This window comes from Mycetohabitans sp. B8 (assembly GCF_021991875.1).
Classification (GTDB): Bacteria; Pseudomonadota; Gammaproteobacteria; order Burkholderiales; family Burkholderiaceae; genus Mycetohabitans.
Genome location: NZ_JAHLKR010000019.1, coordinates 223,281 through 242,696, shown reverse-complemented (window position 1 = coordinate 242,696; position 19,416 = coordinate 223,281). Strand labels below are relative to the sequence as shown.

The window sequence follows — 19,416 nt, the reverse complement described above, 5'->3', positions numbered from 1 at the left end:
CCTGACGTGGTGCGGACCGCCATTGGGCGATCGTGGCCTTTAATCACGTTAAAATGGCCAGACAAAGGGGTCTGAGTAAGCTGCAATTATAGATTGGATTGGGTCCCGAACCGGCGGCCCGTGAGCGGCACTGCGAACAGACTGCGTAGTTTCGTTGCGCGACGCTCTGGCGGCCCCTCGAATTTTCGTTTCCAACAGGCACTCACTCATGATTTCTCAATCGATTTTCAAGGCTTACGACATTCGCGGCGTCATTGGCAAGACGCTCGATGCCGATGTAGCGCGGCAGATCGGCCGCGCGTTCGGCAGCGAAGTGCGCGCGCAAGGTGGCGATGCGGTGGTGATCGGTCGCGACGGGCGCCTGTCGGGTCCGCAGTTGTCTGCCGCGCTAGCCGATGGCCTGCGCGCGGCGGGCGTGGACGTGATCGATATCGGCTTGGTGCCGACGCCGCTCGGCTATTTCGCGGCCAGCGTGCCGCTCGCGGGGCGGCCGGTGGATTCGTGCATCGTCGTCACGGGCAGTCATAATCCGCCGGACTACAATGGCTTTAAGATGGTGTTGCGCGGCGCCGCGATCTACGGCGAGCAGATTCAAGCGTTGTATCAGCGCATCGTCGACGGCAATTTTGCAACGGGCGCCGGCAACTATAGCGAACATGATGTGCGTGATGCCTACGTCGAGCGGATCGTGTCTGACATCAAGCCGGCTCGGCCGCTGAAGATCATCGTTGATGCAGGCAATGGCGTGGCGGGCTCGCTTGCGCCGAGGCTGTTCAAGGCGCTCGGATGCGAACTGGTCGAGCTGTTCTGCGACGTGGACGGCAATTTCCCGAACCACCATCCGGACCCGGCCCATCCTGAAAACCTGCAGGACGTGCTTCGCGCGCTGAAGGAGACCGACGCGCAGATCGGCTTTGCGTTCGACGGCGACGGTGATCGGCTCGGCGTCGTGACCAAGGACGGCCAGATTATCTATCCAGACCGGCAATTGATGTTGTTCGCGCAAGAGGTGCTGTCGCGCAACCCGGGTGGGCAGATCATCTATGATGTGAAGTGTACGCGCAACCTGGCCAAGTGGGTACGCGAGCAGGGCGGCGAGCCGGTAATGTGGAAGACCGGCCACTCGCTAGTGAAGGCAAAGCTGCGCGAAACCGGCGCGCCGCTTGCCGGCGAGATGAGCGGACATGTGTTTTTCAAGGACCGCTGGTATGGTTTCGACGACGGTCTCTATACCGGTGCACGGCTGCTGGAAATTCTGTCACGCGTGGCTGACCCGAGTCAGTTGCTCAACAGCTTGCCGAACTCAATTTCGACGCCCGAATTGCAGCTCAAGCTCAACGAAGGCGAGAATTTCGAGTTGATCGGCCAACTGCAAAAGCATGCGACGTTCGACGGCGCCGACGACGTGATTACGATCGACGGCCTGCGCGTGGAGTACCCGGACGGCTTTGGGCTCGCACGCTCATCTAATACCACGCCTGTGGTCGTGATGCGCTTCGAGGCCGACAATGATGCCGCGCTCAAGCGGATCCAGGAAGACTTCAGGCGCGTGATTATTGCGCAGAAGCCGGACGCAAAACTCCCGTTCTAGGCGGTCCGGCACACCGCGGCCGTCGGGCCGCGCGACCCGTCTATCGGCGCCGCGTGGGGCTGGCCTACCGACGAGGTTCGGGTCCGACGCGATAGCCGTGTCTATCCGCGCTACAATTCGCTACTTTTCGCCCGGTGCTCGAGAGCCCGCCGGCGATCCTCTTTCGCCGGCGACATGGCCGGTGTGGTTCCCGTAGCGTATTGATCCGCGTGCAAAAAATCCTAATCGTTCGGCTGTCGTCGCTGGGCGACGTCGTTCACAACATGCCGGTGGTCGCCGACATCCGGCGGCGCCATCCCGATGCGGTCATCGACTGGCTGGTCGAGGAGAATTTCGTCGAGCTTGTCGAACTCGTCCAAGGCGTGCGTCGCGCCATCCCGTTCTCTCTGCGTCGCTGGCGCAAGCGGCCGCTGTCGGCAGCGACGTGGCGAGAAGTGCGGCAATTCAGGCGCACATTGGCCGCTGAGCAGTACAACGTGGTGATCGATTGCCAGGGACTGGTTAAGAGCGCATGGGTCGCGAGCTGGGCACACGGCAACCTCGTTGGGTTGGGCAACCGCACCGACGGAGCCGGCTATGAGTGGCCGGTACGCTGGTTCTACCGCACGTGTGTGCCGATTGAGGCGCGTACGCATGTGGTCGAGCGCTCCCGGCAATTGGTCGCACGCGCGCTCGGTGATCCACCGCCGCTAACCGATGGGCAAAACATCAATTTCGGCATTGACCGGCGCCGCGCGGCGCTCGAACTGGCGCGCACGGGGCTGAACTTGCCGGTGCCGTACGTGGTGTTCGTGCATGCGACCTCGCGCGAGGACAAGCAATGGCCGCAGCGCTGCTGGATCGACTTGGGCCAGGCGCTCATTCGCCGCGGCGCGTCGATCGTGCTGCCCTGGGGCAGCGACGTCGAGCGCGCGACCAGCGAACGGCTCGCGCAGCAATTCGGTGCTGCCGCGATCGTGCCACCGCGCTTATCCCTGCCGGCGGTCACGGGGCTGATCGATGGCGCGGCGGCGACTGTTGGCGTTGACACCGGTCTGGTCCACATCGCCGCGGCGCTTAAGCGCCCGACGATCGAGTTATACAATTTCGCGACGGCATGGCGCACCGGTGGCTATTGGTCGCCTGCCATCATCAACCTGGGGACGGCGGGTGCCTCACCGGGCCTTGCTGACGTCAAGCGTGCGCTGGTCGGCTTCGGATTGCTGTAGCGATATTTTCATGAGCGAATCACAAATCATCGAGGTCCAGGCCGCCGATTGGCACGGGCAGCACCTATCGGTGCCACGCGAGACACTGCTGGTCGCGGTTGAATCTGGCAAAGTGCTGTACTTCCCCCACTTGCGCTTTATGATCGAAGGGGGTGAACAAGCGCTGCTGGATCCGGCGATGGCCGACCCCAAGCGCAAGAACATCAGCCTGGCGCCCAATGGCGGCGCGTTGCATGGCGTGTTGGGCGATGCGCTCACGCAATCAGCCGTGCGCGCGTTGGTGTCGCGTTACCAACGCAATGCACGCGAACTGATTGACGGACTGTTTCCGGAATATACGGGCAAGCTCCGTGTCGCGCCCACCAGCCTGCGGTTGCATCGTGTCGAAACACGTAAGACGTCATGGCGCAAGGACGACAGCCGGTTGCACGTGGACGCATTTCCGTCGCGGCCGAACTATGGCGAGCGAATCCTGCGCGTGTTCACGAACGTCAACCCGCACGGTGAGCCGCGCGTGTGGCGGGTCGGCGAGCCGTTCGAGGACGTGGCGCGCCGGTTCTTGCCTCATATCCCGAAACCGATGCCTGGGGCTGCATGGCTGTTGAAGCTGCTGCACGTGACCAAGACGCGGCGCAGTGAGTACGACCATCTGATGCTGCATCTTCATGACGCGATGAAGGCCGACCTGGACTACCAGCGCAACGCGCCGCAGCAGACGGTGCCGTTTCCGCCGGGCAGCGTCTGGGTGTGCTTTTCGGACCAGACGTCGCATGCCGTGATGTCCGGCCAGTTCATGCTCGAGCAGACCTTCTTCCTGCCGGTGCGCTCAATGGTGCAGCCGCAGCGCGCGCCGCTGGGCATCCTGGAGCGTCTCGCGGGCCACGTGCTTGTCTAACCCGTTAGCCGACGATCGATGCTAAGAATTCTGTATCGCGCACTTTGGTACATCGTGGCACCGCTGGCCATCGTGCGCCTGGTGGCACGCTCGCGGCGCGAGCGCGGCTACATTGAGCACATTGGCGAACGGTTCGGCCATGCAGCGGGCCGCGCGGCGCGCGACGACGCCCCGCTGGTTTGGGTTCATGCGGTGTCGCTCGGCGAGACGCGTGCCGCTCAACCGCTGGTGCAAGCGCTGCTCGACGAGCGTCCTGACGTGCGGGTGCTGCTCACGCACATGACGCCGAGCGGACGGGCGACCGGCGAGCAACTGTTCGGCTCGCGCGTGTTGCGCTGCTATTTGCCCTATGACATGTGCGGCCCGGTACGGCGGTTCCTTCGCGCATGGCGTCCCACGTTGGGCATCGTGATGGAAACCGAGGTGTGGCCGACGCTGATCGACGAGTGTCGCCATGCGGGCGTGCCGCTGGTGCTGACCAACGCGCGAATGTCGGAGCGCTCATACCGGCGCGCCTCGCGTTTTGGCGCGGCGGCGCGTCAGGTATTCGGCGGCTTTACGCGTGTGCTGGCGCAGAGCCCGGCCGACGCGCAGCGCCTGAGCGCGCTTGGCGCGCGTGACGTCGCGGTGCTCGGCAATTTGAAGTTCGATATGGAGGCCCCGGCCGAGTTGGCCGAGCGCGGCCGCGCCTGGCATGCGGCAATGGGCCGGCGGCCGGTGTGGGTGGCGGGCAGCACGCGCGAGGGCGAAGAGGCGCTCGTGTTGGACGCCTACCGCCAGCTCGGCATTGCCGATGCGCTGCTGGTACTGGTGCCTCGCCATCCCCAGCGCTTCGATGAGGTTGCGGCGCTGGTCGAGCGTGCCGGACTCAAGTTGGCGCGCCGCTCGCAGTGGGCCGGCGCATCGGTCGGGTCGGGCTCGCGCGAGACGGCCGCCATCGAGCCGATGCCGGCCGACGTGCAAGTGCTGCTCGGCGATTCGATGGGCGAGATGCGCGCCTACTACGCGGCGGCGGATGTGGCCTTCATCGGCGGAAGCTTGCTGCCACTCGGCGGTCAGAACCTGATTGAGGCATGCGCTGTCGGCGTGCCGGTCGTGATCGGACCTCATACGTTTAATTTTGCACAGGCGAGCGCCGACGCGATCGCGGCCGGCGCTGCACTGCGGGTGCGGGATCCGGCCACGTTGGCGCAGGCCGTGCGCACGGTGCTGGCTGATCGCGCGCGCCGTGTGACGATGGGCGCCGCCGGGGCCGCGTTCGCGGCGCGTCATCGTGGCGCAACCCGTCGCACGATCGATGCGCTGGAGGCGTTACTGCCGCCCGTCAAGCCGCGAACAGGCTGTTCTTCTCGATAAAGGCGCACCTCGTTCTGTCCGCTTTGCTCGTTCAGTTTCGTTATCGCGAATGGCTTGACATCGCCAATGTTGCGAGTGTCCAACGTCATCGCGTCGAGCGATGCGCTAGCCATCGGTGCAAGGTTCGCCTTATCGAAGATTAGTAAGCCGGACTTCGTGGTGGCAAGGGCCGATAGGTCGCTCAAGTCCTGCGCGATCCCTTGCTGGCAAAGCGCAGGGTCAGCGGTACATTCCAATGACGGGTGATGGGTCCGATACGCAGTTGCGGTTGACGCCAATGTACGTCCCAGCAGGCAGCCTGTCGCTTCATCAAAATGACACTTGAGATTCCTAAGTGGCGATGTTTCAACGATGCTTGTTTACATTGCCATGCTGTCATACGACGGACAACGTAGTCTTATCGTAGCGTGCCGGCCAAGCGCTACGCATGTTATCGGCGAAAGCATTGGAAAAAAATATATCGAATATGGCGGATATAAAATTGATTGAGCGCCCCCCATATCTGTTGGCTGCGCTCGTTATGTGAAGGATTCGTGTTGTTCTCGTCCATTCAATGTAGTGAGAGTATGGTGCAATAGTGCAAGCCAGTTCGCTGCACGGCGGATTTCTTCCAACGCTTGATGGAAGTCATACAACGTGGCGGCGTGGTGCGCCGAGGAGGACTTTGTGGCAGCCGATTTGAAGATGACGGGTTGTTTCACACCCCTTTTATCCTTTATCAAAAAAGCAGGAAAAATCGGCAAAGATTGTAAGTCGGAGAAACCGAGCATCGGTGCCAGTACACCGGGCGTTAATGGTAAGCTGAATGATCTGGAATTTTTAGGAAAGCTATGCATTTCTAGGCCAGAAATCTTACGGATGGATGGCCGTACTGTACTTTTAAAACATGACGATAACAACGAAGACGGCGTACAGATTAAGCGAGGTAGACCGGTAGCATGGAGCTTTAATGTGACACCAGCGCCTTGTAGCATCCGTGCCACGTTAACATCGAATGCGGGCTCAACGGTAATATTGACGTCGCGCTCTGCCACTTTGGCACAGCGCGGGCGAGCGGGGAGCAATGGTTCATCTACCGAAGTAGAAAGTAACAAGACTTCATTGTCGGATGGCGACAAGGCTAATGCGACGCGAATTCAGAACTGGACTGCAGGCGCATGGAAGAAACTGGAGCGTTCGAACTCAATGGCCTCGTTGCGAAAGCGGCTGCCCCGGCTAACTCGCTCCAAATCTGATCCTCTGCCCCTTTCATATGTCGAACTAAGCAAGCAGATCGATCTTCAATATCGTCAGTTGCTCAGCAAGCCACCGGAAGAACTAAAGGACGTCAGAGATGTACAGGCAGCCATTCCAGGGATGGTGTGCGCGATGAAATGGGCGGAAAGCACAAATGATCGAACACTGCCTGTTATCGCAGTGATATGTACGGCCTATAAAAAGGTTTGTGTGATAAACGGTAAGCCCGCCGCAGCCGGCAGATGGGCGGAACACGTCGAGGCATTTGAAAAAGACGTGGCTGATGGCGGAAAGTGGGCACCGTTCAAGAGCCAGTACGACCGATACGTAGCGGCACTAACTGAAAGAATTGCCGGTCAAAGCCATCCTGCAACGGAGGCGGTCGGGACTATCATCACGCGTTCCCCCCAGCGCGAAGTCGATACCGTCGTGGACATCGACCCGCGCGTGCGCCGGTATCTCTTCGCCGTGAATGGTTGGGACATATCGAAATAGCCCAGCCCGCAAATCGCCGTCGTGCCGGACGATGAATGCAGGAGGCCCAACTTGATCGGCCTTTTCTCCAGCACGGCCGATCATGGTGTACGATTGTCGATGAGAGTATGCCGGCGGCAGTTCAGTATGTCGGCACCGACGGATCGACTTGCCGCGACCACGCATCGATACCGCCTTGCAGGTTATAGATGTGCTTGAAGCCGCGCGCCTCGAGGAACATGCCTACGTTCGCGCTGCGGGCCCCATGATGGCAGATGCAGACAATCTGCGCGTCGTCATCGAGCTCTTCGCTGCGTGCCGGAATGTCCTTCATCGGGATATGCACAATACCGTCGAGCCGAGCTGTCGATACCTCCCACGGTTCGCGCACGTCGAGCAACACGGGCGCGGCACGAGACGAGTCGGCAAGCCAGGCGGCGAGGTCGGAGGCAGTGAGATTCTGCATGGCTTAGAACCTGAAGTGAGGCGGCTCGACCGCGTTGGTGAGGGGCGCGACGAACGTCTCGAAGATGTCAGCGATCCGGTATTGGTTGTCGTCGACACGGGTGATGATCTGTGCGCGCATGACCGGCGCCACGCCGACGAACGCCGCGAGCCGGCCGCCGATCTTCAATTGCTCCAGCATTGCTTGCGGCAGCATCGGCAGCCCGCCCGATACGCAGATGATGTCATACGGCCCTTGCGCGGGCCAGCCGCGGGAGCCGTCTGCGGTTTCAACTTGTGCATTGGTCACGTCGTTCGCCGCTAGATTGGCCCGGGCCAGCTCCGCCAACTCCGGGACAATGTCCAGCGTCAACACCGAGCGCGCGCGATGCGCGAGCAGCGCCGCCATGTAGCCGGAGCCGGCACCGATCTCCAGCACCACTTCGTGCTTTTTCACGGCCAGCTCTTGCAGCATCCGCGCCTCGATCTTCGGCAAGAGCATGTGCTGGCCCGCGGGCAGCGGCACTTCAAGATCGGCGAACGCAATGTTGCGATAAGCCGCAGGCACGAAATGCTCGCGCTTGACGATCGCCAGCAGGTTCAACACGTCCTGGTCCAGCACCTCCCACGGGCGGATTTGCTGTTCGATCATGTTAAAGCGTGCTTGCTCGATGTTCATGGTGTCTTGACGGTCCGAATCGACGAAGGTAAGCGTTGGAATTATACTCGACCCTTTGAGGGCGTTGCCGGTTCCCCCGTCGCAGGCCGCTGTTGCAGACCCCTGCCGCAGGCTTGATCTCGCAGGTCTTGGTGGCAAGTCTGGTGTCGTAGGCCGCGCGTGCGGTACCGCTCCAGCGCGCCGGCTACGTCGCCGATCGTCCATTGCCGGATCCCATGAACTGCCGTCCCAACTGCGGTGCCTGTTGCATTGCGCCTTCCATTTCCAGTCCGATTCCCGGCATGCCGGGCGGTAAGCCCGCGGGCGTGGCATGTGTTCAGCTGGAGGCGGACATGCGTTGCCGGATTTTTGGCGCTCCTGACAGGCCGCGGTGCTGTGGTGGCCTGCAGGCGTCTGAGGAAATGTGCGGACGCTCCCGCGCCTATGCACTGCATTGGCTGACGCAGCTTGAGCAACTGACCGTCCCCTCGGCGTAACGGGGGGGCGGCACGTCGTTGAATGTGGTGCCCGGGCCGTAGCGAGCGTTCGGCGGCGTGTGCGAAACGCGTGTCAACGGTATATGCTGTTGTGTCGGCTGCCGCAAGGGAGACGGTCGGCGCGCTCGCCATCCAAGCGGCGCGCTTGCTCGCTGCTCGGGTCACCCCTGCAGTTTCCGGCGAGCAGCGTGGTGACGTCGCGGCTGGTGCCGAGCAGTGCTGCGTTCGGCATCGGCTGTCGCTTGACGGGTTTCTGTCTGGTGTCTGCGCTCGTGACGCCCGGCGTCGGCTATCCGAAGGCGACGGGTTTCGTGACGGCGATGCTGGTCGGCATGGCCGTCTTCGAAATCATCTCGCGGCGATATTCGCAGGGCTGCGTGCGAGCCGAACGAGGAACATTGCATGGTTGAAATGGTGGTCCGTGCACTGGTGCGGGCAGCGACCGCGCTGTCGTTGATCGCGGCGCTTGGCGTGGTGGTGACGATGGCCGTGGCGCCCGGTGTCGCGCATGCCGGAATTTTCCCGTTCGTGCCTGATCATTACACGTTCTCGCAGCGGCAGGTGCAGCGGGCGATCGAACGCAAGTTTCCGTATCAGCGCAGCGTTGGTCCATTTTTGGACCTGACGCTGGCCCGTCCTGTCGTCGCATTGCGCGCGGACGCCAACCGCGTCGTGGTCACGGTTGACGCGCACTTGGCCAGTCCGTTGCTGGGGCGTCCGGTGGACAGTGTCGTGAGCTTGTCCAGCGAACTGGCGTACGACGCGCCTAGCCGCTCGGTCGTGCTGCGCAATCCGAATGTTGAGCAGATTGAGGTCGGCGGCGATGCGGCATCGTACGCGCAACAGATCCATGCTGCCGCATCGATTGCTGTGGCCCAGTTGCTGGCTGACTACCCAGTCTACACGTTCAAGCCTGAACAACTGCAATTTGCCGGACAGCAATATGAACCCGGTACAATTACAATTCTTTCAGATGGCATACGCGTGCAGATCGTCGAGAAGTAAAGGCGTCGCGCGCCGCCGCCCCGGCTCAGGTTGCTTCTTCAAAGGACGATTGAATGGATCTGCTGCTGTTGCTCAAGGCGCTGGTGCTTGGCCTGGTGGAAGGCTTGACGGAATTTCTTCCTGTATCCAGTACAGGACATTTGATCCTGGTGGGCGAATTAATCGATTTCACCGGCGACGGCAGCAAGGTTTTCGACATTGCGATTCAGTTTGGCGCCATCCTCGCGGTATGCTGGGAATATCGCGAACGTATTGGCCAAGTTGTGTGGGGCCTGGCCACCAAGCCGCCAGCCCGGCGTTTTACACTCAACGTCATCGTCGCCTGTCTTCCCGCGGTCGTGATGGGGCTGCTGTTCGAGCAGCACATCAAGGCGCTGCTGTTTTCGCCGGTGCCGGTGGCGGTTGCGCTGATCGTTGGCGGCATCATCCTGCTGTGGGTGGAGGCGGCGCATCGCCGTCGCGATGGCGCCGCGTATGTTGCCCGTGTGCAGTCGATCGATGAGTTGACCGTCGTCGATGCATTGAAAGTCGGGCTCGCGCAATGCTTCGCACTGATCCCTGGCACGTCACGCTCGGGGGCAACGATCGTGGGAGGACTGCTTGCCGGCCTGGAGCGGCGTGTCGCGACCGAATTCTCGTTCTTCCTCGCCATCCCGTTGATCTTCGGCGCCACCGTATATGAACTGGTCAAGGCGCGCGACGCGCTGAGCGTATCGGACATAGGTCCTTTCACGGTCGGCTTCGTGACCGCGTTCGTCAGCGCATTCGCGTGCGTGCGCTGGCTGTTGCGCTACATTGCGACGCACGACTTTACGGTGTTTGCGTGGTATCGGATTGGTTTTGGACTGCTGGTGCTGGTCGCCAGCTATCTGGCGGGCGTCACGTTCAGCCACTGACCCACGGTGCTCAACGCTTCGTGAATAGCAGATCCCATACGCCGTGGCCAAGCCGCAGTCCGCGGCGCTCGAATTTTGTCACCGGACGATAATCAGGGCGCGGTGCATAACCGCTCGCCTCGTCCGACGCATTGACGAGTGTCGATTCCGCGCGCAGTACGTCGAGCATCTGCTCCGCGTAGTTCTGCCAGTCCGTCGCCAGATGCAAGTAGCCGCCGGCGCGCAGCCGCGATGCGAGCAGCTTGACGAGTGGCGGCTGGATTAGCCGGCGCTTGTGATGACGCGCCTTGTGCCATGGGTCGGGGAAGAAGATGTGCACGCCATCCACGCTGTCCTCAGCCAGCATATGCTCGATGACCTCGACCGCGTCGTGCTGAATCACGCGGATATTGTTCAGTTGTCTTTCCCCGATCAGCTTCAGCAGTGCCCCTACGCCCGGCTCATGAACCTCGATGCCGAGAAAGTCATCGCCTGGCCGCTGTGCGGCGATATCGGCGGTTGTCGTGCCCATGCCAAAGCCGATTTCGAGCACGCGCGGCGCATCGCGACCAAAGGTCGTCTCCCAGTCGAGCGGTGTGCCAGTATAGGGCAGCTTGAATCGCGGACCCAGTTCGTCCAGCGCCCGTCGCTGGGCGTTGGATAAACGTCCCGCTCGAGTCACGAAGCTGCGGATGCGGCGCAGCGGCGGGGTTGCATCGGTGGCCGGTGTCGCGCCGTGGTCGCTGTCCGTTTGGGCTTCGGTGTCGGCGCGTTTGTCCGCGGACGCGTCGTTGTGGCGATCGGAAGGGTCGTGAGTCATCGTGCAGCGTTTGCGGCAGGCCGTTCGGCGCGGCGCGTGCGTTGGGTCGGCATGCGGCTAATAAGCAAAAAAGCCGTTCGTAGATTGAACGGCTTTCGGCGTCTTCGAGTGGGCGATGCGGCATGAACGCATGGTCCCGGTCATTCCGGCGAAAGTACAACTCCCGCGAAGAGCGTGGATTGTGGCCTGGTTTGGCTATTTCGTCAACTGGACAGTTCTTGTCCGCGACACCGGCGGGCGCGATGTGTGCGCCTGGCGTTTCGGCGCGCGGTCAGGGTGGCAACGCTGGCCGACAGCCTTGCTCCAGACAGCCTTGATCCATACAGGCACAAGCCGATGGCGCACGAATGAACCCGCTGGCGTTACCATGCTGCAATCGGTTTGCGGCGCGGCGGACAAGGTCATGCGGCTCGTGTCGCGTAAAGCGCTCGAGCATGGGCCCGTCGAGCGCAAGACAACGCTGATTCTTCATTTGCCGGCCACTCCAATCCGATACCGCTGGCCACCCTGGTTGGCAACAAAGCCCTGGCATCAGCGATCAAGCGGGATGTGGGCAGGAGCCGAAAAGCGGCTTCGCCGAAGTGGTAGGCGTTTGCCTTAGGGCAAAGTGGGCAGTGTACTGGGGGTGGAGCGGGCGATGGGAATCGAACCCACGTCTCCAGCTTGGGAAGCTGGGGTAATAGCCATTATACGACGCCCGCAGAATGCGTCATTTTACAGAGTCTTGCACCGGGATGGCAAGGCGGGTGATTTATGTGCTGGCGTGAAAGTGTACGATGTAATTGCTCAGGATGCCCCGGCTGGCCTCACAATGTTGGAGTGGATTTGCCTCAATTGCCTGATGCCATCGGAGCCGCGGTGAGGTTCGCGGGGGGCGCGACCAGTAAAACAGTATCGAATTGCTCATCAGCAAACTGACGGCGCGTATAAATCTTTGGCGTTTCGTTGACGCAAGACAACCACTTTGGGTCTAACGACGATATCCATTTTCCGTCAGTTCCGATAAATTTGCCGCTTTCATGCCATTTCTTCATTTTTTGCTCGAATTTATCCGGATATTCCGGTGCGGGACAGGCAATATTCGCCCATGGATCGCAGATGTAAATATGAGACGGCCAAGCACTCAGCGGAAGATTGACGTTTTCCGGATCAATAGCGCCGATGATGGCAAAAGCGTGTCCAGGCAAGGCCCCGGTTGAAACGGGTGCCAGTGGGTGCCGATAAGCTATATAGTCCGTGACCGCAGCGGCAAGTCCATCGCAGTTTATTTGGGTCGACTGCCAAATGTTTTTCGACCGAAGTGCCACATTATGACGGGAGTTGATCGCAGAAGGATTGTGCCAATGGGCGAATTTCCCTTTCCTCAACCTCTCGACTTCCAATTCTCGTCGTGCCGGGGAAAATTTGTTTGAGGATTTAAATGAGCCGTATTCTTTCGAATACAGGGCCAATCGCACAGAGTGCAGCGCTTCGTGGGCATACTTCTCGTTTTTCCGAGCCCATGTGCCATCTCCAACGGCAGCCTGCATACGATACGCGAAGGGGGGCGGTGCGTTCGCTGCAGACAATTTAATAGCCTTTTCGGCTAGATAGGTAAACTTTCCGCGAAGTCGTTCAGAAGTCGCAGCATCGCTGATGGTACGTACTTTTACGGGCAGCCCATCAAAAAACGCATTTGTCACGCTCCCCGGTAATGTCTTACGCGCCTGCCTGCGCGAAGCCGAGTGGTCAGTGGGCGTGCCTGGAGTGTGCCATTTGACCTCACAATTCGTAAATGGAATTTTCACAGTCAATCCCGTGGTTACGCGAACAACAAACTTTCCACAGCCGCGTGGAAAGGACGCGGCATAGGCGAAGGTGCGCGCACGCACGCGAATCGATCCGTGATTGGATCCATGTTCCAAGTGAGCGGCCAGTCGCAATACCGTTACTGGCGCTCCCGAGAAAATCGCGTTTGCTTTGGCAAATCATGCCTCCACTATGGGCAGCGGCACGATTTCTCCCTCGTCTCCGGCCGCCCGATGTCCGGTCAAAATCCGAACATCGTCACCGATACGGTGATGCGCGTGACGATCATCAATAACACCTCGACGATCACGAGTAGCACCAACGGCGACAGGTCGAAGCCACCGAGCGTGGGCACCACGCGGCGCAGCGGGTTCAGCAACGGTGCGGTCAATTGCAGCAGGATCGCCATCGCCGGGGAGCGCGGGTTGATCCACGAGAGCAGCGCCATGATCAGCGTCAGCCAGATCGTCAGGTTCAACGCCCATTTAACCATCGTTAATAGCGCGATGACGAATCCAGCGGGCAACAGCGAGGCCGGGTCACCACCAGAGACGGCTACCATCAGGACGATGAACACGATCGCGGTGAGCCAGGCGGCGAATAGGCTCGTCCAGTCGATGCCACGCGCGGCTGGAATGACCCGGCGCAACGGCAGCACGAGCCAGTTGGTTGCTTGGAAGATGCCTTGCGATACCGGGTTGTACGGCGTGAGCCTAACCACATGCAACCACGCGCGCAGCAGCAGCGCGGCACCGAACAACGTGAAAATCGTATTGAGCAGAAAGCGGGCAATATCCCCGAACATCTTGTTTTCCTTCGAGTGGCGCAGCCGATGAGTTGTAAGGTACCGGACGTGACGTGTCAAGGGCGCGGCGGCACGCGGCTGAAGCACTGTACCGCGCCATCGTCGGGCGCTGGTGCGTCTGTGCCGCGCTGCAGCGCGGCATTGACGGTGGCTTCGATCGCGTCGAGCCCGGACGGCGCCGGCGAGCGTCGGCGTGCCAGCGCGGTCACTCTGCGCGTGAGCATCGCATAGAGCGCCATGTGATCTTCGCCCAACGCGGCCAAGGTGTCGAGCTGGCTGCGGATCACTGAAACGTCGCCGCGCGACACTGGACCCGCGATCGCGCCGGACAGGCCTTTGTCGCGCACCGATTGAAGGGTGCGCTCGAGCATGGGCAGCAATGCGGCCAGTGCGGCGTCCTCGTCTAATCCGATATGTTTCCAGAGTGTGACGTTTTCATACAGCGACGCCACCGCGAAGCTTGCCGCGTAGCTCGCCGCGCCATGATAGAGCATGCGCGTACCGGATGGGATCGACAGCGGCACGCAGTCCAGGGCGCCGGCGAGCGCGCGCAGCGCGGCGTCCAGCGGCGCCGGAGCTTCGATCGTGATGGAACAGCCCGCCAGCCGGTCCACGTCGGCCGCATGTCCGGTGAACAGGTACAGCGGATGGAAGCCGCCCGTCAAGACGCCCTGGGCTCGGGCCGGCTCGAGCAACTCGACGCTGGATGCGCCGCTGCAGTGCACGAGCGCACAGGAGCCGGCCCGCGCAGGGGAATAGCACAGTTGGGCAGCCACCGCGCCGATCGCATCATCCGGCACCGTCACGAAGACCAGCGTGGCGGCCTCGATAACGTGTCTCAGATCTGAGACGATTTGGCACTGTCCTGCCCGCTCGGCCAGTTGTCTGGACGATTCTTCTGAGCGGCTCGCGACCGCGGCAATCCGGTAGCCGCGTCGATGCCATGCTGCTGCAAGGGTTCGGGCGAGCCGTCCGGCGCCGATGAAGCCAAGGGTCGGTTGAGGCGGAAAAGGCATGGTTCATGCTTAAGTTACGAGAACGGTGTCCATGATAGACCAACCGTGAATTGCTTCGCGTCAAGCGTTATAGCGACGCACTTGGTGTGCCCTTGATTGCCGCTTGCGCGTTAATTGTTGCCATGCAAGGCGTTTGTCAAAGGGACGAGACGTGGGCCGGAGGTGACGGGCGGCCGCGGCGAGCAGCGTCGCGGTTCGTTACCGGCCACAACTCAATCAAAAAACACCTGACCGGGAGATTTGCGCCATGAACCTCTTTTCGTATCGGAAACACTTGCGATTCCTCAATGCTGTCCAGCGCCGCTTGTGGTGGGAGCAAAGAATGCGCTTGACGCCGCGCGTGCGGATCAGTGGCCTGTATGTGCCGCCGAACGTAAGCCGCGAGTTCGCTTATGTAAAAGTGGGCTGATGGTGCGGCGCCCCGTAGCGGGCGTACGCTGGGTACGCGGCGAGCACCGGCTGGTGGATGAACGGCTAGCAGGTTAACAGTTGGCAGGTCAACGGTTGGAGGCGCACGTGGAGTAGGTGGCCTTTTTAGTGGGCATGCCCCTTCACGTTGATCACGGCGCGTGCGTCAAGCGCTGCTTGTCGAGTCGTTGAGCGGGCAGTGCGCCGCCGGCGCGCGTGCCCGGCAGGAAGGCCCGGAACGATTCGCCACGGCGTGTGCTGGTCGAACCGGCCTAGGACGCCACGCGCATGGGATGTCCCCGGTTGAGCTTGACGAAAAATGCTTGTAGGCGACGGGCGCCACGGTGATCCAATGTCTTTGTAAATAAACTTTAACGACTTGCGGCACGCCGGTCAGCCAATATTGCGCGCCGCGCGTGTCGGGTTGGCCCGGCGCTGCCCGCTCCACGTGCCAACCGCCGCGCGCTCGGACTTCGAGGCTGCCGATCATACCCATTGGCCGCCTGTCACGCTCGCGCCATCGTTGCATTTTGCAACAATTGGATCCGGGCGTGCGCGCGAATTTTCGGTACATTGCACGGCTAGTGCCGTAATAGGCGGCATTGTGTTCAGGAGCGCGTAGTGAAAAAGGTCATTCCGGTCCTAGTCGGTGCCGCCATGCTGATGGCGGGAGCGGGCGTTGCGCAAGCGCATGTGTCGATCGGCGTGGGGATCGGAATTCCCGCTCCGGTATACGCTACTCCAGTTTATACGCCGCCGCCGGTCGTCTATGCGCCGCCCCCGCCTCCCGTGGTCTACGCGCCTGCGCCTCCAGTAGTCTATGCGCCGCCGCCTGCGGTTATTGTGGGCAGCTACGGCGGCTATGATCGGCCATGGTATCCGCATCCTCATTGGCACGGCGGTTACTACCGGCGCTGGTAGCGCACGGCAGGTCTGTCGTCGTGATGATGCCGGTTGCCGCGCGCATGCTCGCTGGCGCCATCGCTATCCCAGGCCGATCTCCGTCCATAGCGCATCGACACGCCGCTTGACCGCTGCGTCCATCACAATCGGCCGGCCCCATTCGCGGGAGGTCTCGCCGGGCCACTTGTTCGTCGCGTCGATGCCCATCTTGGAGCCGAGTCCGGCCACCGGCGACGCAAAGTCCAGATAGTCAATCGGCGTATTGTCCACCAGTACCGTGTCGCGGCTTGGATCCACACGCGTTGTCAGGGCCCAAATCACATCTTTCCAGTCGCGCACATTCACATCGTCGTCCACCACGACGATGAACTTCGTATACATGAATTGCCGCAAGAAGCTCCAGACGCCGAACATCACGCGCTTGGCGTGGCCGGCGTAGCTTTTCTTCATCTGCACGATGGCCATCCGGTAGCTGCATCCTTCTGGCGGCAAATAGAAGTCGGTGATCTCCGGAAACTGCTTTTGCAGCAGCGGCACAAATACCTCGTTCAGCGCGACGCCGAGCACGGCCGGTTCGTCCGGTGGCTTGCCCGTGTACGTCGAATGGTAGATTGCGTCGCGCCGCATCGTGATGCGCTCGACGGTGAACACCGGAAACCACTCTTGTTCGTTGTAATAGCCGGTGTGATCGCCATAGGGGCCCTCCAGCGCATGTTCGTAGCGGCCGGCCGGGCCGGCCACGCGAGCGCGCGGCGACACGGGTCCCGGCTGTGCCGGGACGTCCTGCGTGTCGCCTGCATCGGGATGGATGAACCCCTCCAGGATGATTTCTGCGCGGGCTGGCACCTGCAGATGCGCCAGTCCGGGCGTTAAGCAGTGGGCCAGTTCGGTTTTGCCGCCGCGCAGCAAGCCGGCGAACTGATATTCGGACAATGTGTCGGGTACCGGCGTGACGGCGCCGAGGATCGTCGCCGGATCGGCGCCGAGCGCGACGGCGACCGGATAGGGTTGGCCAGGATGGGCCAGCGCAAATTCGCGAAAATCCAGCGCGCCGCCGCGATGGGCGAGCCAGCGCATGATCAGCTTGTTGCGCCCGATCACTTGTTGCCGATAGATGCCCAGGTTCTGACGTGGCTTGTTCGGACCTCGCGTGACGGTGAGGCCCCAGGTGATCAGCGGCGCCGCGTCGTGCGGCCAGCAGGTTTGGACCGGCAGCCGCGCCAGGTCGACATCGCCACCCTCGAGCACGATTTCCTGGCAAGGCGGCGCGCTGAGCGTGCGGGGCGCCATGTCCCAGACGGCCTTGGCCAGCGAAAGCAGCCGTGTCGCATCCTTCAGGCCCTTCGGCGGCTCCGGTTCCTTCAGCGACGACAACAGGTGACCGATGTCGCGCAGCGACGTTAGGGCCGCGTCGTCGGCATCGGCATCAACGCCCATGCCGAGCGCGACACGACGTGTCGTGCCAAACAGGTTGCCGAGCACGGGCATCGTGTGCCCAGCCGGATTCTCGAACAGCAGCGCGGGGCCGCCCGCATTGAGCACGCGCTCGCATAGCTCGGTCATTTCGAGCACTGGCGAGACGGCGGCGCGCACTCTTCGCAGTTCTCCCAATGCTTCGAGCCGGCTCGCAAAGTCACGCAGGTCTTTGTATTTCATCACACTATACGAACGTCGCCGGCCATGCCGAGCACAAAGGGTGCATTTTAGCGCGTGCGCGTGCGAGACATATTTTATTGCAAATCGGACCCCCTACCGGCCAGGGCACGCGGTGTGCTTCGTTCCCGTCTATGGACCGTTTCTTTATAACTAAAGGTATGGTTTGTTCGGATCCTTAGCATTGACGCTTTATAAAACCCTGCTAGAATCCGACCTCGTCAGTGGCGGGACTGCCTTGTAGTCCGCCATCTTGTTTGGCGCTTCGCGTCACGCCGACCCATCCCGCTAAGGGCGGCGCAAACTGATATCGGCTGGCTGCAATACGCCGGCTTTTTGGTGCGGGTGGCCCGCGCGGCTGGATGACGCGCGCGCAATGTGTGTCTCAAGTCCTGACGCCCCCCGTCCCCGCAGATGGCGCCTCGCCATCTCTTCCCGGCATCGTCCCGCGGCTAACCCACGCAGGCGATGCCTCGGCCTGTCGTGCACATCGGCTGCGACTGCGCTTGCTTGCTCGCACGGCTGTCGTCGTCGCTGCAAAGCACGGCGCGACCGGCCATGAACCATGGGAGCTTGTGAAGTATGAATACTTGGTTAGGTTGGCGACCGAAGCGCGATGTCGTGCAAACGGTACGCGAACTACTACGCCGCGGCACGCGGCTTTCTTCCATGTTGTTGAGCCTCGTCGGCGCGCTGGCGGTGCTCACGAGTTTGGCGTTGTGGTGGCAGCCGGCGCTGCGCGGCACCTTGGCCGCGAAGGTGATGCCGTTGATCGTAGAGGCGGTGCATAACGGCCCGGCGCGATTGCTGTCCGGCCAGCCGTTGCCGCCGTTCGCGCCGCACGCCAGACCGGATGGCGACGCCGCATCGCTGGAGATGACGTCCTCGTTCGCTACGCCCGGCGGCAATGGGTCCCTTACGGCGACGCTCGGCTTGGGATATGGCAACTTGCCCGGCGGGGCCGGCCTGGGTCCGGCCACGCTCAATGGGTTCGATCCGCGCACACTGCCGTCGGTCGGCACGTTGGCCCGGCTCATCCCGTCCGAGCGTGTTGCCTCCGATGCGCGCGACGATCGCGTGTTAGTGTCGGCGCATGAGCAAGCGCTGGTCGCCGCTTACATTGCGCGGCGCTATCGTGTCGCGCAGGAGCCGGTCCGCCAGTTGGTCAAGGCAGCGTTCAACACCGGCCGCGAGGTCGGGCTCGACCCGCTGCTATTGCTGGCGGTGATGGCAATCGAATCGGGCTTCAACCCATATGCGGAAAGTGGCGTTGGCGCCAAGGGCCTCATGCAGGTGATGTCCAGGGTGCATTCCGACAAGTTCGATTACTTCGGGGGACAGAACGCTGCGCTGCAGCCGTTGGCCAACATCAAGGTTGGCGCTCTGGTGCTCAAGGACTGCATTGCCCGTGGCGGCTCCGTGGCGGGTGGTTTGCGGCGCTATGTTGGCTCGACATCGCCGAACGATGGGGGCTATGGCGCAAAGGTGCTGGCTGAACGCGCGCGGCTGCGGGATATCGCCCGCGGACGCAAGGTGCCGGTTCACGCACCGCAATCGCCTGCGCCAATGCTCGCATCGACGACGCGGCAGACCCATGCATCGACACAACGGGTGCAGGTCAAGCTGGGCGCTGAGCACCCGATGGTCGCACAGAAGGCACCTGCCGGCGCCGATACGCATGCGCAGGACGAAGCCAGCGCCAGAACCGTGTCGAAACATACCGAGCAATTGGCTGACATCGGCGCTTGATCGGTCGCGGGCGCTGCACGGCCGGTCGGAAGAGG

The 19,416-nt window shown here is 61.8% G+C and carries 18 protein-coding genes and 1 tRNA gene; 11 read left to right on the top strand and 8 right to left on the bottom strand.

The features are described from left to right. Window positions 1-208: 208 nt before the first annotated feature. The 5 genes from KQH60_RS11835 (at window position 209) to KQH60_RS11815 (ending at window position 6,781) form a co-directional block, all read left to right on the top strand. Window positions 209-1,591, top strand: a complete 1,383-nt coding sequence (locus KQH60_RS11835) for a phosphomannomutase/phosphoglucomutase (RefSeq protein ID WP_237576631.1) — start codon at window positions 209-211, stop codon at window positions 1,589-1,591. A gap of 209 nt (window positions 1,592-1,800) precedes the next feature. After that, complete coding sequence (gene waaC / locus KQH60_RS11830) at window positions 1,801-2,799, top strand: lipopolysaccharide heptosyltransferase I (protein ID WP_237576630.1); 999 nt, start codon at window positions 1,801-1,803, stop codon at window positions 2,797-2,799. A gap of 10 nt (window positions 2,800-2,809) precedes the next feature. After that, a complete protein-coding gene (locus KQH60_RS11825) occupies window positions 2,810-3,694 on the top strand; it encodes a Kdo hydroxylase family protein (protein WP_237576629.1) in 885 nt (294 codons plus the stop codon). Between the two features lie 18 nt (window positions 3,695-3,712). Further along, entirely contained in the window at window positions 3,713-5,050 is a 1,338-nt protein-coding gene (gene waaA, locus KQH60_RS11820; RefSeq protein ID WP_237576628.1) for a lipid IV(A) 3-deoxy-D-manno-octulosonic acid transferase, read from the top strand. A 666-nt stretch (window positions 5,051-5,716) separates the two neighbouring features. Then, entirely contained in the window at window positions 5,717-6,781 is a 1,065-nt protein-coding gene (locus tag KQH60_RS11815; RefSeq protein WP_237576627.1) for a hypothetical protein, read from the top strand. A gap of 121 nt (window positions 6,782-6,902) precedes the next feature. On the opposite strand, the gene KQH60_RS11810 is transcribed toward KQH60_RS11815, so the two are convergent. Both KQH60_RS11810 and KQH60_RS11805 read right to left on the bottom strand, forming a co-directional pair. Next, window positions 6,903-7,226, bottom strand: a complete 324-nt coding sequence (locus tag KQH60_RS11810) for a rhodanese-like domain-containing protein (protein WP_104076705.1) — start codon at window positions 7,224-7,226, stop codon at window positions 6,903-6,905. A 3-nt stretch (window positions 7,227-7,229) separates the two neighbouring features. After that, complete coding sequence (locus tag KQH60_RS11805; RefSeq protein ID WP_237576626.1) at window positions 7,230-7,883, bottom strand: protein-L-isoaspartate O-methyltransferase; 654 nt, start codon at window positions 7,881-7,883, stop codon at window positions 7,230-7,232. A 215-nt stretch (window positions 7,884-8,098) separates the two neighbouring features. Here KQH60_RS11805 and KQH60_RS11800 point away from each other — a divergent pair, with 215 nt between their 5' ends. The 4 genes from KQH60_RS11800 (at window position 8,099) to KQH60_RS11785 (ending at window position 10,260) form a co-directional block, all read left to right on the top strand. Beyond that, window positions 8,099-8,359, top strand: coding sequence for a YkgJ family cysteine cluster protein (locus KQH60_RS11800; RefSeq protein WP_237576625.1), 261 nt, complete (start codon window positions 8,099-8,101; stop codon window positions 8,357-8,359). A gap of 191 nt (window positions 8,360-8,550) precedes the next feature. Next, on the top strand, window positions 8,551-8,769 hold the full coding sequence (locus KQH60_RS11795) for a DUF6691 family protein (RefSeq protein WP_237576624.1): 219 nt from the start codon (window positions 8,551-8,553) through the stop codon (window positions 8,767-8,769). A 73-nt stretch (window positions 8,770-8,842) separates the two neighbouring features. Beyond that, window positions 8,843-9,364: a DUF1439 domain-containing protein gene (locus KQH60_RS11790; protein ID WP_237576772.1), complete on the top strand. Its 522-nt coding sequence runs from the start codon at window positions 8,843-8,845 to the stop codon at window positions 9,362-9,364. A 53-nt stretch (window positions 9,365-9,417) separates the two neighbouring features. Continuing rightward, on the top strand, window positions 9,418-10,260 hold the full coding sequence (locus KQH60_RS11785; RefSeq protein WP_237576623.1) for an undecaprenyl-diphosphate phosphatase: 843 nt from the start codon (window positions 9,418-9,420) through the stop codon (window positions 10,258-10,260). Between the two features lie 10 nt (window positions 10,261-10,270). On the opposite strand, the gene trmB is transcribed toward KQH60_RS11785, so the two are convergent. The 5 genes from trmB to KQH60_RS11760 all read right to left on the bottom strand — a co-directional run bounded on the left by trmB (window position 10,271) and on the right by KQH60_RS11760 (window position 14,668). Further along, complete coding sequence (gene trmB, locus KQH60_RS11780; RefSeq protein WP_237576622.1) at window positions 10,271-11,059, bottom strand: tRNA (guanosine(46)-N7)-methyltransferase TrmB; 789 nt, start codon at window positions 11,057-11,059, stop codon at window positions 10,271-10,273. A 626-nt stretch (window positions 11,060-11,685) separates the two neighbouring features. Then, a tRNA-Gly gene (locus KQH60_RS11775) sits at window positions 11,686-11,760 on the bottom strand. A 129-nt stretch (window positions 11,761-11,889) separates the two neighbouring features. Then, the gene (locus tag KQH60_RS11770; RefSeq protein ID WP_237576621.1) at window positions 11,890-12,846 is read right to left on the bottom strand and encodes a hypothetical protein; all 957 of its coding nucleotides are present in this window, start codon (window positions 12,844-12,846) and stop codon (window positions 11,890-11,892) included. Between the two features lie 242 nt (window positions 12,847-13,088). Beyond that, complete coding sequence (locus KQH60_RS11765; RefSeq protein WP_237576620.1) at window positions 13,089-13,652, bottom strand: YggT family protein; 564 nt, start codon at window positions 13,650-13,652, stop codon at window positions 13,089-13,091. Between the two features lie 56 nt (window positions 13,653-13,708). Further along, entirely contained in the window at window positions 13,709-14,668 is a 960-nt protein-coding gene (locus tag KQH60_RS11760) for a Rossmann-like and DUF2520 domain-containing protein (RefSeq protein WP_237576619.1), read from the bottom strand. A 1,029-nt stretch (window positions 14,669-15,697) separates the two neighbouring features. Here KQH60_RS11760 and KQH60_RS11755 point away from each other — a divergent pair. Beyond that, window positions 15,698-15,997: a hypothetical protein gene (locus KQH60_RS11755; RefSeq protein ID WP_237576618.1), complete on the top strand. Its 300-nt coding sequence runs from the start codon at window positions 15,698-15,700 to the stop codon at window positions 15,995-15,997. Window positions 15,998-16,060: 63 nt separating this feature from the next. Here KQH60_RS11755 and KQH60_RS11750 read toward each other — a convergent pair whose 3' ends face one another. Next, the gene (locus tag KQH60_RS11750; RefSeq protein WP_237576617.1) at window positions 16,061-17,635 is read right to left on the bottom strand and encodes a UbiD family decarboxylase; all 1,575 of its coding nucleotides are present in this window, start codon (window positions 17,633-17,635) and stop codon (window positions 16,061-16,063) included. Window positions 17,636-18,214: 579 nt separating this feature from the next. Here KQH60_RS11750 and KQH60_RS11745 point away from each other — a divergent pair. Next, window positions 18,215-19,381, top strand: a complete 1,167-nt coding sequence (locus KQH60_RS11745) for a lytic transglycosylase domain-containing protein (protein WP_237576616.1) — start codon at window positions 18,215-18,217, stop codon at window positions 19,379-19,381. The last annotated feature ends 35 nt before the right edge of the window (window positions 19,382-19,416 follow it).

Bases quoted from the DNA above. Each gene is read 5' to 3' on its own strand.
- KQH60_RS11810 (WP_104076705.1), bottom strand. From the start codon at position 7,226: ATGCAGAATCTCACTGCCTCCGACCTCGCCGCCTGGCTTGCCGACTCG.
- KQH60_RS11765 (WP_237576620.1), bottom strand. From the start codon at position 13,652: ATGTTCGGGGATATTGCCCGCTTTCTGCTCAATACGATTTTCACGTTG.
- KQH60_RS11785 (WP_237576623.1), top strand. From the start codon at position 9,418: ATGGATCTGCTGCTGTTGCTCAAGGCGCTGGTGCTTGGCCTGGTGGAA.
- KQH60_RS11825 (WP_237576629.1), top strand. From the start codon at position 2,810: ATGAGCGAATCACAAATCATCGAGGTCCAGGCCGCCGATTGGCACGGG.
- waaA (WP_237576628.1), top strand. From the start codon at position 3,713: ATGCTAAGAATTCTGTATCGCGCACTTTGGTACATCGTGGCACCGCTG.
- KQH60_RS11790 (WP_237576772.1), top strand. From the start codon at position 8,843: ATGGCCGTGGCGCCCGGTGTCGCGCATGCCGGAATTTTCCCGTTCGTG.
- KQH60_RS11835 (WP_237576631.1), top strand. From the start codon at position 209: ATGATTTCTCAATCGATTTTCAAGGCTTACGACATTCGCGGCGTCATT.
- KQH60_RS11800 (WP_237576625.1), top strand. From the start codon at position 8,099: ATGAACTGCCGTCCCAACTGCGGTGCCTGTTGCATTGCGCCTTCCATT.
- KQH60_RS11805 (WP_237576626.1), bottom strand. From the start codon at position 7,883: ATGAACATCGAGCAAGCACGCTTTAACATGATCGAACAGCAAATCCGC.
- KQH60_RS11745 (WP_237576616.1), top strand. From the start codon at position 18,215: ATGAATACTTGGTTAGGTTGGCGACCGAAGCGCGATGTCGTGCAAACG.
- KQH60_RS11750 (WP_237576617.1), bottom strand. From the start codon at position 17,635: ATGAAATACAAAGACCTGCGTGACTTTGCGAGCCGGCTCGAAGCATTG.
- trmB (WP_237576622.1), bottom strand. From the start codon at position 11,059: ATGACTCACGACCCTTCCGATCGCCACAACGACGCGTCCGCGGACAAA.
- KQH60_RS11760 (WP_237576619.1), bottom strand. From the start codon at position 14,668: ATGCCTTTTCCGCCTCAACCGACCCTTGGCTTCATCGGCGCCGGACGG.